Annotated in this window: 12 protein-coding genes and 1 tRNA gene; 5 read left to right on the top strand and 8 right to left on the bottom strand. The window is 61.6% G+C overall.

Annotation, left to right across the window (positions count from 1 at the left end; genetic code table 11):
• The first annotated feature begins 1 nt into the window (after position 1).
• Both BV911_RS15480 and BV911_RS15485 read left to right on the top strand, forming a co-directional pair.
• Positions 2-1,582, top strand: coding sequence for a Re/Si-specific NAD(P)(+) transhydrogenase subunit alpha (locus BV911_RS15480; RefSeq protein ID WP_086054523.1), 1,581 nt, complete (start codon positions 2-4; stop codon positions 1,580-1,582).
• Between the two features lie 9 nt (positions 1,583-1,591).
• Complete coding sequence (locus tag BV911_RS15485; protein WP_086054524.1) at positions 1,592-3,031, top strand: NAD(P)(+) transhydrogenase (Re/Si-specific) subunit beta; 1,440 nt, start codon at positions 1,592-1,594, stop codon at positions 3,029-3,031.
• Positions 3,032-3,134: 103 nt separating this feature from the next.
• On the opposite strand, the gene BV911_RS15490 is transcribed toward BV911_RS15485, so the two are convergent.
• The 6 genes from BV911_RS15490 to BV911_RS15515 all read right to left on the bottom strand — a co-directional run bounded on the left by BV911_RS15490 (position 3,135) and on the right by BV911_RS15515 (position 10,057).
• Positions 3,135-4,772, bottom strand: a complete 1,638-nt coding sequence (locus BV911_RS15490; RefSeq protein ID WP_086054525.1) for an ABC transporter ATP-binding protein — start codon at positions 4,770-4,772, stop codon at positions 3,135-3,137.
• 1 nt (position 4,773) lies between these two features.
• Positions 4,774-5,907: an ABC transporter permease subunit gene (locus BV911_RS15495; RefSeq protein WP_086054526.1), complete on the bottom strand. Its 1,134-nt coding sequence runs from the start codon at positions 5,905-5,907 to the stop codon at positions 4,774-4,776.
• Positions 5,900-6,823 (bottom strand): oligopeptide ABC transporter permease OppB, encoded by a 924-nt coding sequence (gene oppB, locus BV911_RS15500; RefSeq protein WP_086054527.1) that lies wholly within the window; start codon positions 6,821-6,823, stop codon positions 5,900-5,902. Before oppB ends, BV911_RS15495 begins: the two co-directional genes overlap by 8 nt.
• A gap of 56 nt (positions 6,824-6,879) precedes the next feature.
• A complete protein-coding gene (locus tag BV911_RS15505; RefSeq protein WP_086054528.1) occupies positions 6,880-8,463 on the bottom strand; it encodes a peptide ABC transporter substrate-binding protein in 1,584 nt (527 codons plus the stop codon).
• Between the two features lie 194 nt (positions 8,464-8,657).
• Positions 8,658-9,443 carry an SseB family protein gene (locus tag BV911_RS15510; RefSeq protein ID WP_086054529.1) on the bottom strand — a complete coding sequence of 262 codons (786 nt, stop codon included), beginning with the start codon at positions 9,441-9,443 and terminating at the stop codon, positions 8,658-8,660.
• Entirely contained in the window at positions 9,440-10,057 is a 618-nt protein-coding gene (locus BV911_RS15515; protein ID WP_086054530.1) for a uracil-DNA glycosylase family protein, read from the bottom strand. The genes BV911_RS15510 and BV911_RS15515 overlap by 4 nt, the downstream gene beginning before the upstream one ends.
• Positions 10,058-10,374: 317 nt before the next feature.
• On the opposite strand from BV911_RS15515, the gene BV911_RS15520 reads away from it, so the two are divergent.
• From BV911_RS15520 to BV911_RS15530, 3 genes are all read left to right on the top strand, one after another.
• Entirely contained in the window at positions 10,375-11,640 is a 1,266-nt protein-coding gene (locus BV911_RS15520) for a Na+/H+ antiporter NhaA (RefSeq protein ID WP_086054531.1), read from the top strand.
• 124 nt (positions 11,641-11,764) lie between these two features.
• Positions 11,765-12,598 carry a 3-deoxy-8-phosphooctulonate synthase gene (kdsA, locus tag BV911_RS15525; protein ID WP_086054532.1) on the top strand — a complete coding sequence of 278 codons (834 nt, stop codon included), beginning with the start codon at positions 11,765-11,767 and terminating at the stop codon, positions 12,596-12,598.
• Positions 12,599-12,743: 145 nt separating this feature from the next.
• Positions 12,744-12,818, top strand: a tRNA-Gln gene (locus tag BV911_RS15530).
• 498 nt (positions 12,819-13,316) lie between these two features.
• Here the strand turns inward: BV911_RS15530 and BV911_RS15535 are convergent.
• Together BV911_RS15535 and BV911_RS15545 are read right to left on the bottom strand one after the other, a co-directional pair.
• Positions 13,317-13,709: a hypothetical protein gene (locus tag BV911_RS15535; RefSeq protein WP_086054533.1), complete on the bottom strand. Its 393-nt coding sequence runs from the start codon at positions 13,707-13,709 to the stop codon at positions 13,317-13,319.
• Positions 13,710-14,024: 315 nt separating this feature from the next.
• On the bottom strand, positions 14,025-14,225 hold a 201-nt coding region (locus tag BV911_RS15545; RefSeq protein WP_139840022.1), incomplete at its 5' end, for an IS3 family transposase.

Genomic DNA, 14,225 nt, shown 5'->3' on the forward strand with positions numbered 1-14,225 from the left:
TATGACGCTTGTGATTGGATCACCCACCGAGGTTTTTCCGGGTGAGAATCGCGTTGCGATGACGCCTGCCTCTGCGGTTGCACTGGCTAAGATCGGATATTCCTGCGTGGTCGAGGCCGGCGCAGGGCTGGCAGCCGGGTTCCCGGATGCCGCATATGCCGAAGCCGGAGTGACGGTTCTGGAGGATGCGGCTGCGGTCTATGCTGCGGCTGACGTGATTGCCAAGGTGCGTCCGCCTTCCGAAACCGAAGTCGGATTGCTGCGGGATGGACAGACGTTGATTTCGTTCATCTATCCGGCCGCCAATGGCGACTTGATGGAGCAAGCCAAGGATAGCGGCGCCACCGTGATCGCCATGGATATGGTGCCGCGGATTTCCCGGGCGCAGAAAATGGACGCGCTGTCCTCCATGGCCAATATCGCGGGCTACCGCGCGGTGATTGAGGCCGGGGCGAATTTCGGTCGGTTCTTCACCGGTCAGGTGACGGCAGCGGGGAAAGTTCCCCCCGCCAAGGTTCTGGTGGTGGGTGCCGGTGTGGCCGGACTGGCCGCCATTGGCACCTCGACCAGCCTTGGGGCGATCACCTATGCGTTCGATGTGCGGCCCGAAGTGGCCGAGCAGATCGAATCCATGGGCGCAGAGTTCATCTATCTGGAATTTGACGAGGCCGCCGCCGACGGCGCGGCCACCGGGGGCTATGCAGCACCGTCCAGCCCTGAATTCCGTGAGGCCCAGTTGGCGAAGTTTCGCGAACTGGCCCCAGAGATGGACATCGTCATCACGACGGCGCTGATCCCGAACCGCGAAGCGCCCGAATTGTGGACGCCGGACATGGTGGCGATGATGAAACCGGGTTCGGTAATCATCGATCTGGCAGCAGAGCGGGGCGGCAACTGTAAGCTGACCGTGCCGGACGAAAAGATCGTGACCGACAATGGCGTGACCATCGTTGGCTACACCGATTTCCCCAGCCGGATGGCGACGCAGGCTTCGACGCTGTATGCCACCAACATTCGTCACATGATGACTGACCTGACGCCGGCCAAAGACGGCGTTCTGGTTCAGAACATGGAAGATGACGTGATCCGCGGTGCCACTGTGGTGCATGGGCGCGACATCACTTGGCCACCGCCGCCACCAAAAGTTGCGGCGATTGCGGCTCAGAAGCCCAAGGAAAAGCCGAAGGCACTGACCGTCGAGGAAAAGAAGGCCGCCGAATTGGCTGCGTTCAAGGCCGCGACGAAAAGCCAAGTGACGCTTCTGATCGCTGGTGCGGCCCTGATCGGTCTTGTTGGGTTGGCGGCTCCGGCCAGCTTCATGAGCCACTTCATCGTGTTCGTGCTGGCCTGCTTTGTTGGCTTCTCGGTGATCTGGAACGTGTCTCATTCGCTGCACACGCCGCTAATGGCCGTGACCAATGCAATCTCGGGCATCGTGGTTTTGGGTGCTTTGTTGCAAGTGGGTTCGGACAACTGGCTGGTGGTGTTCCTTGCCGCTGTGTCGATCCTGATTGCCTCGATTAATATCGTGGGTGGCTTCCTGGTGACACGCCGGATGCTTGCCATGTTCCAGAAATCTTAAGGGAGAGGGATCATGGAAGGTCTTGTTTCCGCGGCATATATTGCCGCAGCCGTTCTGTTTATCCTATCTCTTGGTGGGTTGTCAGGACAAGAAAGCGCCAAGCGCGCCGTTTGGTATGGGATTGCGGGGATGGCCTTGGCCGTGGCCGCGACCATCTTCGGGCCGGGCATGAGCAACTATGTGGTCGTGATTCTGATGGTGGCGCTTGGCGCGATTATCGGCACGATCGTGGCCAAGCGGGTCGAAATGACCGAAATGCCGCAACTGGTGGCGGCGTTGCACAGCTTCGTCGGCCTTGCTGCGGTGTTCATCGGGCTGAATGCCGATCTGGAGTTGGGCAGCGTCATGGCGCTGAAAGCTTCGGGCGGTGATCTGCTCCATCTGGCGGGCTTTGCCGCAACCTTGGCCAAGAAGACAGCGGTCGAGATTGGCATCCTGAAGGTTGAAGTGGCCCTTGGTATCTTCATCGGCGCGGTGACCTTCACCGGCTCGGTGGTGGCCTTTGGAAAACTGGCCGGAAAAGTAGACGGCAAGCCTAAGCAACTGCCGGGTGGCCATATGCTGAACGCGGGCGCGCTGGCGCTGTGCGTGGGCCTTGGCATCATGTATGTCTCGGGCGCGGGTCTGTGGACCATGCTTCTGGTGACGCTGATTGCCGGGTTCATCGGCTATCATCTGATCATGGGCATCGGCGGCGCCGATATGCCGGTGGTTGTGTCGATGCTGAACAGCTATTCTGGCTGGGCTGCGGCGGCGATCGGCTTCACGCTTGGCAATGATTTGTTGATTGTTGTCGGAGCCTTGGTCGGCTCGTCGGGTGCGATCCTGAGCTACATCATGTGCAAGGCGATGAACCGGGCGTTCGTGTCGGTGATCCTTGGCGGATTCGGCGGCACCTCGGGGCCACAGATGGCGGTCGAGGGCGAACAGATTGCCATCGATGCCGATGGGGTTGCTGCGGCGCTGGACGACGCGGACAGCATCGTGATCATCCCGGGCTATGGCATGGCCGTGGCGCAGGCGCAGCAGGCGGTCAGCGAGTTGACCAAGCGGTTGCGTGACCAAGGCAAAACGGTGCGCTTTGCGATCCATCCGGTGGCTGGTCGCCTTCCGGGGCACATGAATGTGCTGTTGGCAGAAGCCCGCGTGCCGTACGATATCGTGTTGGAAATGGATGAAATCAATGATGATTTCCCCGAAACCGACGTGGCGATCGTGATTGGGTCGAACGACATCGTGAACCCTGCGGCGCAGGACGATCCGAACAGCCCCATCGCCGGGATGCCGGTTCTGGAAGTTTGGAAAGCCAAGCAGGTCTTCGTGTCCAAGCGCGGGCAGGGAACGGGCTATTCGGGCATCGAAAATCCGCTGTTCTTCAAAGAGAACACCCGGATGTTCTATGGCGATGCCAAAGACAGCCTGAACGCATTGCTGGCGAAGATCGCCTAAGCAGCGGCGACAAATCCATGGAAATCCGGTTTCGGATTTCTTTCGGACAATCGTCGGACTTTTATCGGACCGTCAAAGCCCCGGCCAACCCGCCGGGGCTTTGTCATGTCCGGGCGACGGATTGTTCGCTGAGCACGGTCGACAGATCAAAGGCGGCGCGCATCAGGCGTCGGGTATAGTTGCTGGTGGGGTCGTCAAAGATTTGCGCGGTGGACCCGGCTTCGACCACGGTGCCGTCCCGCATGACCATGACGTGATCGGCCAGTGCCCGGACCACCGCCAGATCGTGGCTGATGAAAATATAGGACATGGCGTGGCGAATTTGCAGGTCGCGCAGCAAGGTCACGATCTGCTTTTGCACGGATCGGTCGAGGGCCGAGGTCGGCTCGTCCAGCACAATCAGGGTCGGGTGCAGCACCAACGCCCGGGCAATGGCGATCCGCTGCCGCTGTCCGCCAGAGAATTCATGCGGAAAGCGGTTGCGCACGGCTGGATCGAGATCGACCTCTTGCAGGGCGGCGCGGGCGCGGGCGTCACGGTCTTTTGCGGACAGTTCTGGCGCGTGCACCAGTAGGCCTTCGGTGATAATCTCGCCCACGGTCATCCGCGGGCTGAGCGAGCCATAGGGGTCCTGAAACACCATTTGCAGCGATTTCCGGTAGGGGCGCATGGCGCTGCGATCCAACCCCGAGATCGATGTGCCCAAAAAGCTGACCCGGCCCTCGCTGGGCAGAAGTTGCAGCACGGCGCGGCCCAGCGTCGACTTGCCCGAGCCACTTTCACCGACCACGCCCAAGGTTTCGCCGCGCCGCAGGCTTAGATTAACCGCGCGCACGGCGTGGATCGGCGCGGATGGGCGGCTGAGGAAGCCCGCGGGGGTGGTGAAGGTGACGGTGACGCCGCGGGCGTCCATCACCGTCTCGGCCTCGGGGGCGACGGGGGCTTTGCGGCCGGTGGGTTCAGAATCGAGCAGCATTGTCGTATAGGCGGTTTCCGGGGCGGCGAAGATCCGGTCGGTGGGGCCATGTTCGACCACCACGCCGTGGCGCATGACATAGACCCGGTCGGCTAAGGCCTGCACGATGCCCAGATCATGGGTGATGAACAAGATCGCCATGCCCAGCCGGGTTTGAAGATCGGCCAGAAGCCCAAGGATTTCGGCTTGAATGGTGACGTCCAGCGCGGTGGTCGGCTCGTCCGCGATCAACAGATCAGGGTCATTGGCCAAGGCCATGGCGATCATGACGCGCTGGCGCTGACCGCCGGACAATTCATGCGGATAGGCACCGAGGCGGGCCTTGGCGTTGGGGATGCGGACCAGTTCTAGCAGGTCCAGCGCCCGGGCCCGGGCCTTGCGGCGGCTGAGCCCGCCATGCACCATCAGCGGCTCGGCGATCTGGCGCTCAATGGTGTAGAGCGGATCGAGCGAGGTCATCGGCTCTTGAAAAATCATCGTGATCTTCGCGCCGCGAATGCGGTCGAGGGCGCGTTTGGATTGGCCGATCAGGTTGTCGCCGTTAAAGCGGGCGGCACCGGTGACCTGACCATTGCCCGCCAAAAGGCCCATGGCGGCCATCATGGCCTGCGATTTGCCAGAGCCGCTTTCACCGACCACCGCGACGGTTTCGCCCCGTGCGATCTGCATCGAGACCCCGCGCACCGCCTCGACCGGGCCATCGGGGGTGGCGAAACTGACATGGATGTCGTCCAGTTCAAATAGCGGGGAGCGGGGCTGTGTCATCTCACCGGTCCTTTGGATCAAGGGCGTCGCGCAGCCCGTCGCCAAGGAAATTCAGGGCGAACAGCAGTAGGGTCAGCGCGATGGAGGGGTACAGCAGCATATAGGGTGCGCCGCGCATGTCTTTGGCCCCTTCCGAAATCAGCACGCCGAGGGAACTGAGCGGTTCTTGCACCCCGAGCCCGAGAAAGCTGAGGAAGCTTTCCAGCAGGATTACCTTGGGGATCAGCAAGGTCATATAGACGATCACCGGACCCAGCGTGTTTGGGATGATGTGACGCCGCAGAATGCCGCCCGCGCCAACCCCAAGGGCATCGGCGGCCTGAACAAATTCACGGCGGCGCAAGCTGATGGTCTGGCCGCGCACGATCCGGGCCATGTCCAGCCATTCGACCATGCCGACGGCGATGAACATCAGCACGATGTTGCGGCCAAAGAACACCACCAACAGGATCACGAAGAAGATGAAGGGCAGCGAATACAGGATGTCGACCAGCCGCATCATCAGGCTGTCGATGCGCCCGCCCAGATAGCCCGCCGTCGCGCCATAGGCGACGCCGACGATCAGCGCGACGGTGGTGGCCAACGCCCCGATCATCAATGAGATGCGGATCGAGATCAGGATGCGGGCCAGCAGGTCGCGGCCATTGGCGTCGGTGCCAGCAAAGAAGTAATAGCGCGCCACATCGGCCTGCATGGTCACCGACAGGTCATCGGGCGCGGTAGCGGTGACCCGGGCATTCGAGAACAGATCGGACCGGTCGAGATAGCGGGTAACGCGGGGGTCAATGGGCCGGCTGGCGCTGGCGGTGACGGTCAGGACCGTGCCGTCGAGGCGGATGGTGTCGGGGGTCAGGCGGGCGCGGGTCAGGACCTGCTCGGCGGCGGGCAGGATGTCCGCGGCGCGGGGATAGGCCTCGACGCTGGCGGGGACCTTGACGAAGGCCGGGTAGACCCGGGCATAGTCATGCGGGCTAAGCATCGGGCCGAAGATCCCCGCGAGGGACAGCAGGATCAGCACAACGATGGACCCCATCGCGGCCCGGTTGCGCCGCAGCCGCAGCAGGGCGGTGGCCCAAAGCGAGCGACTGCTGCTGTCGGGCAGGGCTGCGGCTGATAGGGGGGGCATGTCAGTCATAGCGGACCCTCGGATCGAGCAGGGCATACAGCACGTCGACCAGCAGATTGAACAGCACCACGAAGATGGCGATGATGATGACCGTGCCCATCACAAGGGTGTAGTCGCGGTTCAACGCGCCGGTGACGAAATAGCGTCCGATCCCGGGCAGGCCGAAGATTTGCTCAATGATGATCGACCCGGTCAGCAGCCCGGCGGCGGCGGGGCCGATATAACTGACGGCGGGCAGGCAGGCGGCGCGCAGGGCGTGGATGATGACGATCATCCATGTGGGCAAGCCATAGGCGCGGGCGGTGCGGACATGGTCAGAGCGCAAGGCCTCGATCATCGAGCCGCGGATCAGGCGGGCGACCACGGCGATTTGCGGCAGGGCCAGTGCGATCACCGGCAGGACCAGATTGGCGGGGTTGCCGTCGTTCCAGCCGCCTGCGGGCAGCCAAGACAACCAAACCCCAAACACCAGCGCCAGCAGAGGGGCGACCACGAAGTTGGGCACGGTAATGCCGAAGGTGGCGGTGGCGATGACGGCATAGTCGATGCCGGTGTTCTGACGCAACGCCGCGATGCAGCCCAAGATGCCGCCGACCACCAAAGCCAACAGCAGCGCCAGCCCACCAAGGGTCATGGACACCGGCAGGCCAGAGGCCAGCAACTGCCCGACCGAAAAGTCGCGATAGACAAAGGACGGCCCCAGATCGCCGCGGGCCAGATTGCCGAGGTAATAAAAATATTGCTGCCAGAGCGGCTCGTCCAGATGAAACACCCGGTTGAGATTGGCCATGACGGTGGGTTCCAGTGTTCGTTCCCGGTCGAACGGACCACCGGGGGCGACGCGTATCAAAAAGAACGCGCCGGTGACGATCAGGAATAGAGTGGGGATCGCCCCCAGAAGGCGGCGCAACACATAGCGGAACATGGCGGGTCCAGACGGGAAGGGGGCCGGACGTTGACCGGCCCGGCACCCGGTTGTGGTTAGTCGGTGATCGACAGGAAGCGTGACGGATGCACGTTCTGAATGTTGTCATCCCATCCGGTTAGGCGCGGCGAGACCAGCGACATCGACGAATAAAACAGGATCGGGATCTGCGGCACGTCGCGTAGGAACATCGTCTCGGCTTCGGCCAGAATGACGGCGCGGGCGTCCAGATCGACGGTTTCGGCGGCGGTGTCCAGCAAGGCGTCATAGTCAGGATTGCTATAATTACCGTAATTGAAGCCGGGATTGTCAGCGCGGTTCAGGAACAGGAAGTTCTGCGGGTCGGAATAGTCGCCGATCCACCCGGCCCGGGCGACATCATGGGCCTTCTCGTCCCGCAACATGGCGTAATGGGCCGAGGCATCACGCACGTTGAAGCTGACATCAACGCCCAGCGGTTCCCACATGGAGGCAATCGCGGTGGCGGTATTTTTGTGGTTCTCGCCATTGTTATAGCTGATTTCGACGGGCAGCGGCGCGTCTGGGCCATATCCCGCTTCGGCCAGCAAGGCGATGGCCGCATCTTCGCGGTCAAGCATGGGCAGGGTGGCATAATCCAGTTGCGGGCGTTCGTCGACATAGTTGCCGATGCCGGGGGGAACCCAGCTATAGGCGGGCAGCATGGTGCCGCTCCAGATTTCATCGGCGATGAATTCCCGGTCGATGGCCATGGACAGGGCCTGCCGGATGCGCGGGTCATCGAAGGGTTCATGGGCGCTGTTGACGCCATAGTAATAGACCCCGAGATAAGGCGCGACCCGGACCTGATCGCCCAGACGGTTGCGCAAATCCTTGATCTGTTCGGCGGCGATGTCAGAGCAGGACAGAACCTCGCCGGCCTCAAACCGTCGGGCGCAGTTGGCCCGGTCTTCGAACGGCACATATTCGACGGTGTCGAATGCCACGGTGTCGGCGCTGTGGAACATCGGGTTCTTTTGCAACACCACTTTGTCGTTCGGGGTGAAACTGGACAGGGTGAAGGCGCCGTTGGTCACCATATTGCCGGGCTGGACGAAATCCGTGCCGAACTCGTCCACCGACGCGGGATGCATCGGCAGGCCGGTCTGGTGGGTCAATAGCTCTAGGAAATAGGGGGTTGGCCGTTCCAGCGTGATCTCAAGCGTGTGGTCATCAATGGCGGTGACGCCCAATGTGCCGCCTTCGCCTTTATTCAGCGCCTCGGCGCCTCTGATCGGATAGAGGATATTGGCGTATTTCGCGCCGGTAGCGGGATCCATGATCCGGTTTAGTGAATAGACAAAATCCGATGCCGTCACCGGATCGCCATTCGACCATTTCGCGTCATCGCGCAGGGTGAAGGTATAGACGGTGCCGTCTGCATTGGTTTCCCATGCGGTGGCAACGCCCGGGATCACCTCGGCGGCGGTGTTATAGATCACCAGACCTTCATAGAGATCGCGCAGGATGTTGGACTCTGCGATGGTGGAGGTCTTGTGTTGGTCGAGGGTTTCGGGATCGCCGTCATTGCCGCGCACATAGGTCACGGCGGTGGCCGGGATCAGGCTGGCACAAAGCAGGGTGGTGGCAAGCAGCGTGGTGCTGAGAATGGGATGAGACATTGGTCCCGGGACCTCCTGTGTCAATTTTGTTGGCGCGGCCGCGGCCTTGCCCGTCAATTGAGCGCGGAACCGTCCGTTCGGTCAACGAGTATTACACAGTGTCCCAACGTAAAGCGGTGGACAGCCCTAGGGCTGCCCCTGTGAGGCGCGCCGATAGAGTGGGACGTTCTGAGGGAAAACCCGGCAGCGGGTGGTTAGCGCAGGATCGGCGGGCGTGCCGGATCGCTGCCCGGGGTTTGCGGTTCGGCGGCGGTGGGCGGCTCGGGCAGGTCAAAGCGCAGGCCGACCCGGGCCAGTTTCGCCGTGACCGGATCGGACGCTTTGAAAAACCCGACATCAAGGGCACCAGCTTCGATGCCGCTGAAGGTCAAGGCCTCGGCGACGGCCCGGGCCAGCGCCGCTTCCGCCCCGGGGGCGGGGTTGACCACCGCCAGCAGGTGACTGCGGCCGCCGCCATCATAAGAGACCCCGACAAGATAGGCCATTCGCGCCAGTCCGGCTGCTGCGGCCAGCTTGGTGTCCAGGGCCGTGATCAGGCGTTCCGGCAAGCCGCCGGGGCTGGTGAATTCCTGCGCCCGGGCTTCGGTGGCCTCGGGCGCGTGCGCCAAGGTCTGGGCCAGCCAGTCGACGGCCGGGGCTGGGATCAGGATCGACGAGGGCGCCACGCCGGGATTGACCGCCAAACCAAACCCCTGACCGGCCAACATGCTGGCCACTAAGCGGCCCGAGAGGGCGGCATAGGGGGCGGTGGTTTCGGCAAAGGCCGCCAGACGTTCCTCGCGGTCAAACACCAGAACGAATGTCCCGTCCTCGGTGGCGAAGGGGCGCGGAGAGATCGCATCGCCCTCGGGTTCGGCGTCGAGCAGCAAGAACAGTTCGCCATCGGCCAGACGTTCGTAAAACCCCAGACGCGCGGTATCGTCGTCAGGGGCATCGGTCATGGCGGCGTGGGCCAGATCAAGGGGGGTCGGATCGGTCATCGGGTCTCCAGGCTGCGGCGAACATGCTGGCGCAAGACCGGCACCAGCTCGGTCGCGAACCAGGGGTTGCGGGTCAGCCAAGCGGTATTGCGCCACGACGGATGTGGCAAGGGCAGGGCGCGTGGCAGAAAGCTGCGCCAAGCTGTGACGGTGGCGGTGACGCCGCCACGGGCGGCGGGTCCAAGATGCCAGCGTTGGGCCGGGCCGCCGATTGGTAGGATCAGCTGCAGGTCGGGCAATTCGGCCATGACACGGGCATGCCAAGTGTGGGCGCAAATCGGCGGCGGCGGCAGATCGCTGGACTTGGCGTCATAGCCGGGGAAACAGAACGCCATCGGGACGATGGCGACCCGGTCGCGGTCATAGAACTCGGCCTCGGTCAGGCCGAGCCAGTCCCGCAACCGGTCGCCGGAGCGGTCGTGAAACGGGATGCCGGCCCCATGCACCCGCATCCCCGGTGCTTGGCCTGCGATCAGTAACCGGGCCGTGGGCCGGAACCAGACCACAGGGCGCGGCTGATGCGCGCTTGCGGTCGCGGCAAAGCGTTCCGCACAGAGGCGGCAGGCGGCGATTTCTGCGCCGAGGCTGGGGGAGGCAGGCGGCGGGGTGGGCATGTGTGCAATCTAGTCGCGGCTGCGGTCCCGGCAAGTCCGCTGACGTCCCGTCAAAAGATAAATGTGCAATGGGCCGCGGCATCGGAACCCGAGGTCTGCCGGGTGACCCGCACGCATCGCGACCAAAGGGCGGCGCAAAGGGACGGCGCTTTGCCCCTGATCGTGCTAGAATGAAGGCGTGGCCGAGGTTTTGGGCTGATGTCCGGGCGCGATCGATTGCCGGGGCATTGCTGCGCCGCAGAATGGGACAAGACGCCTATTGTTGCGCCCATCCGTTCCGGTAGGCTTGGCAGCGCACACAATCGTTTGGAGGGTCCATGTACCGGGTTTGGAATTTCATCGCGAACTATTCGCTTTTGCTGATTTCCGGCGCCATATTGGCACTTGTCTGGGTCAATCTGGCCCCGAACAGCTATCATGACTTCACCGAGATGGTGCTGATCGACAACTTCTTTATCGGTCATGCGCATGTGGATGCCAACGGTCACATCCACCGGACCCTGACCCTGCATTATCTGGTCAATGACGTGTTGATGGCGATGTTCTTTGCCATTGCCGCCAAAGAGGTCTGGGAAGCGATCATTTTGGACGAGGGCTCCTTGCGCGGCAAGAAGGCGGCGTCGCCGCTGGTGGCGACGCTGGGCGGGATGATCGGCCCAATCGTGGTTTATCTGGGGGTGGCGGCGGTGCTGGGGTCGGATGTGTACGATGCCGTCGCCAAAGGCTGGGCGATTCCCACCGCCACCGACATCGCTTTTTCCTATCTGGTCGGGCGGATTGTGTTCGGGGCCGGGCATCCTGCGGTGCGCTTCTTGTTGCTGCTGGCGATTGCGGATGATGCGGGCGGGTTGCTGATTTTGGCGATCTTTTATCCCAGCGCCGCCTTGGCGCCGTCGTGGCTGTTGTTGTCGGTGGTGGCTGCCGTGGCGGTCTTCTTTCTGGCGAACTGGTTGCCGCGCCGAATGGACCGGGGCAATCAGTTGCGGCCCAACTCCACCTGGGTCCGCAAGACCTTTGGGGCGTGGCCCTATATCATCGCCGGGTGCCTCAGCTGGTACGGGTTTCAGGAATCGGGGCTGCATCCGGCACTGGGCCTGTTGCCGATTGTACCGACCATCCCCCATGCCGACCGCGCCTTCGGTATCTTCGCGGCGGCCGAAGCCCATCTGCATGATCTTCTCAACGTCATGGAACACGGCATGAAGATACCGGTCGAGATCGTGTTGTTCTTCTTCGGCCTGATGAATGCCGGGGTCGAATTCACGTCGATTGGGGCGCCGACATGGCTGGTGCTGGCCGGGTTGATGATCGGCAAGCCGGCGGGAATTCTGCTGTTCGGTTGGCTGGCGGCTGGGCCGATGAAGTTAGGCTTGCCGCAAGGGATGCGCATCATCGATCTGTTCGTCCTCGGCTGCGTCGCGGCCATCGGCTTCACGGTGTCGTTGTTTATTGCGACCGTGGCCTTTGACGGCGGCGTCGTTCAGGAAGCGGCAAAAATGGGAGCCTTATTCAGTTTCTTTGCTGCGGTTGTGGCGATCGTGGCGGGCAAGCTGGCCAAGGTCGAAAAACAGCATCTTGAGTGAGGCCTGAAACGGCATGCCCCCTCCGCCGCGATTGCGGGGGGTGGCAAGCGCGCGATGAGCTGGTATGCATTTAATCGGGTGCCCGTCCGGGCGCCGGGGTTCATGAATACAGGTATCAGCCGTGATGAAAGATGTGCAAATCGGCGGGTTGACCGTCGGAAACGACCGCCCGCTGACCGTGATTGCCGGTCCATGCCAGTTGGAAAGTCATGACCACGCGCGGATGATTGCGCAATCCATGCAGGCCGTGTGTGCCGAAGCCGGGGCCAGCTTTATTTTCAAGGCTTCCTATGACAAGGCCAATCGGACCTCGTTGGGCGGCAAGCGTGGCTTGGGGATTGAGGCCGGTCTGGAAATTCTCGCCGCCATCCGCGAGGAATTCGGCGTGCCGGTTCTGACCGATATTCATACCGCCGAGCAGGCGGTTCAAGCCGCGAAATCGGTCGATGTGTTGCAGATTCCGGCGTTTCTGTGCCGTCAGACCGATCTGCTATTGGCTGCCGGCGAAACCGGGGCGGTAATCAACATCAAGAAGGGGCAGTTTCTGGCGCCTTGGGATATGGCCAATGTCGTGGCCAAGGTCGAAACCACCGGCAATACCCGTTTGATGCTGACCGAGCGCGGCGTCAGCTTTGGCTATAATACCCTCGTGGCGGATATGCGCAGCCTGCCGACGATGATGAAGACCGGCTATCCGGTGGTGATGGATGCGACCCATTCGGTGCAACAGCCCGGCGGGTTGGGCGGCGCCTCGGGTGGGCAACGTGAATTCGCGCCGGTGATGGCGCGGGCGGCGGTCAGCCTTGGCATCGCGGCGGTGTTCATCGAAACCCATGAGGACCCGGACAACGCGCCGTCGGACGGCCCGAACATGATCCCATTGGATCAGATGGGCGGGTTGGTGACGTCGTTGATGCAGTTCGATGCGTTGGCCAAGGCGAATCCGCTGCGGGTTTGAGCCGCTGAAATAGGGGCGCGCAGGGCAGGGGTGGCCGGACAGCAAAATTTTCCTAGGGTCTGAATAAAAGACTGCGGATTTTGCATCAAAAGTGGTTCCGGCCCCTTGCGCTCCCCGAACACTGGAATTAAACCGCCCGGACAGTTGGGGTGTAGCCAAGCGGTAAGGCATCGGTTTTTGGTACCGTGTATCGTAGGTTCGAATCCTACCACCCCAGCCAGTAAACTTTCCGACACGTAAGCAAGACGTGGCAGGCTTCCTCAGAGGTCGAACTGCCCCCGCGAATGCCCCCGCCATCAGCGCCGCTGAGGGCTGGCCTCTGGGTCCTTCTGCGACCCTGATAGCGCGTGGCTATCGGTCTGCTACCTGCCTCTCCTCGCTTCACTCAGCGGCCCTCTTGAAGGAGGACGTATCCATGAAGAATAAAGAAGATACTGGATAACTGGGCGGGGGTAGCTAATAGGTATAAGTAATGGATAAGAAGAGAGGGAATGGAGAAGGAGAAACAGGGTAACAGTTCCCCTAGTTATTGACCCTCTCTTCCCTAAAGTAACCAAGGTAACCCCGCCAACAGGTCCGCCATGTGTCCCATTGAAAACCCTCAGCACTCCCGCCCCTTAGACGTTCACCGCTGGTCCGATCATCCCGAGGTCCGGGGCTTCGTTGTAAATGCATCGCTCAGCTTCAACGCGGAACGGCCACCTGCTTGCATGGGAAGTTATCCAAAGCCTGCTAGCGCGTTGGCGACCTGTTCCCGTTGTTTCAGCTCGTCTTTCTTTCGTAGGTCATCGTCGAGAATAAACATGATCGACGATTTGAGCCATGGGAAAGCGGCGAGGCACTCTTCCTCAGTAAGCTCATGGATGCCCTTACTGAGGACCGCGTAAATCTTACGGTTCTCGAAAAGTACATCAGGGATATGGCTCTTGATAATCCCTACCTTATCGTCCATCCGAGCCGTCCTAAACGTGTCCGGATCCCAGCTCTCTGTTTCATAGAACTCGTCGAACCTCGACTGAATCAGTCGCTCGAAGATACGCCGGAAGTAAGCGAATGAACCAACTCCGACGCCATGTGCACCGAGGCCGATGGCCTTGTGCAATTCGTTCATGTCTTGCTTGGATAGAACTCCTCTAAACCTTTCGATCTCGGCGTTTCCGATGTGTGAATCCCGGAGGCAAACTGGTCCACAGAAACGGTCGGATTACCTGACCGTCGCGGATTAAAAGTCCGCCATTCTGATGCCCGAGGCGGAAGCTGAGGGCTGGGAGATGTATTCTGTGGAACTTTATAACCGGGTGCGCAGAGCGTGCCATGTCGAAGGTATGAGTGAGCGCGAGGCCGCGCGTCAGTTCGGGATTGATCGCAAGACGGTGTCAAAGATGCTTGAACCGCGCCGGGTTTGCCGGAGGCTGAATTGTCTTAGTTACGCGGCCATATCTGATCTTTCCATAGCAGCATAGAAGTTTGCTTCTGCCTCAGCGGGCGGGATATTCCCGATAGGTTCCAGCAGGCGGCGATTGTTGAACCAGTCGACCCATTCGAGGGTGGCATATTCGACGGCTTCAAAGCTGCGCCAGGGGCCACGGCGATGAATGACCTCAGCTTTGAATAGGCCGTTTATCGT

The sequence above is a fragment of the Pseudoruegeria sp. SK021 genome, assembly GCF_002119405.1.
Classification (GTDB): Bacteria; Pseudomonadota; Alphaproteobacteria; order Rhodobacterales; family Rhodobacteraceae; genus Meridianimarinicoccus.

Excerpts from the sequence above, each read along its gene's own strand:
- BV911_RS15480 (WP_086054523.1), top strand. The coding sequence starts at position 2 with ATGACGCTTGTGATTGGATCACCCACCGAGGTTTTTCCGGGTGAGAAT.
- BV911_RS15490 (WP_086054525.1), bottom strand. The coding sequence starts at position 4,772 with ATGACACAGCCCCGCTCCCCGCTATTTGAACTGGACGACATCCATGTC.
- BV911_RS15505 (WP_086054528.1), bottom strand. The coding sequence starts at position 8,463 with ATGTCTCATCCCATTCTCAGCACCACGCTGCTTGCCACCACCCTGCTT.
- BV911_RS15495 (WP_086054526.1), bottom strand. The coding sequence starts at position 5,907 with ATGACTGACATGCCCCCCCTATCAGCCGCAGCCCTGCCCGACAGCAGC.
- BV911_RS15515 (WP_086054530.1), bottom strand. The coding sequence starts at position 10,057 with ATGCCCACCCCGCCGCCTGCCTCCCCCAGCCTCGGCGCAGAAATCGCC.
- kdsA (WP_086054532.1), top strand. The coding sequence starts at position 11,765 with ATGAAAGATGTGCAAATCGGCGGGTTGACCGTCGGAAACGACCGCCCG.
- BV911_RS15510 (WP_086054529.1), bottom strand. The coding sequence starts at position 9,443 with ATGACCGATCCGACCCCCCTTGATCTGGCCCACGCCGCCATGACCGAT.
- oppB (WP_086054527.1), bottom strand. The coding sequence starts at position 6,823 with ATGTTCCGCTATGTGTTGCGCCGCCTTCTGGGGGCGATCCCCACTCTA.
- BV911_RS15520 (WP_086054531.1), top strand. The coding sequence starts at position 10,375 with ATGTACCGGGTTTGGAATTTCATCGCGAACTATTCGCTTTTGCTGATT.
- BV911_RS15535 (WP_086054533.1), bottom strand. The coding sequence starts at position 13,709 with ATGAACGAATTGCACAAGGCCATCGGCCTCGGTGCACATGGCGTCGGA.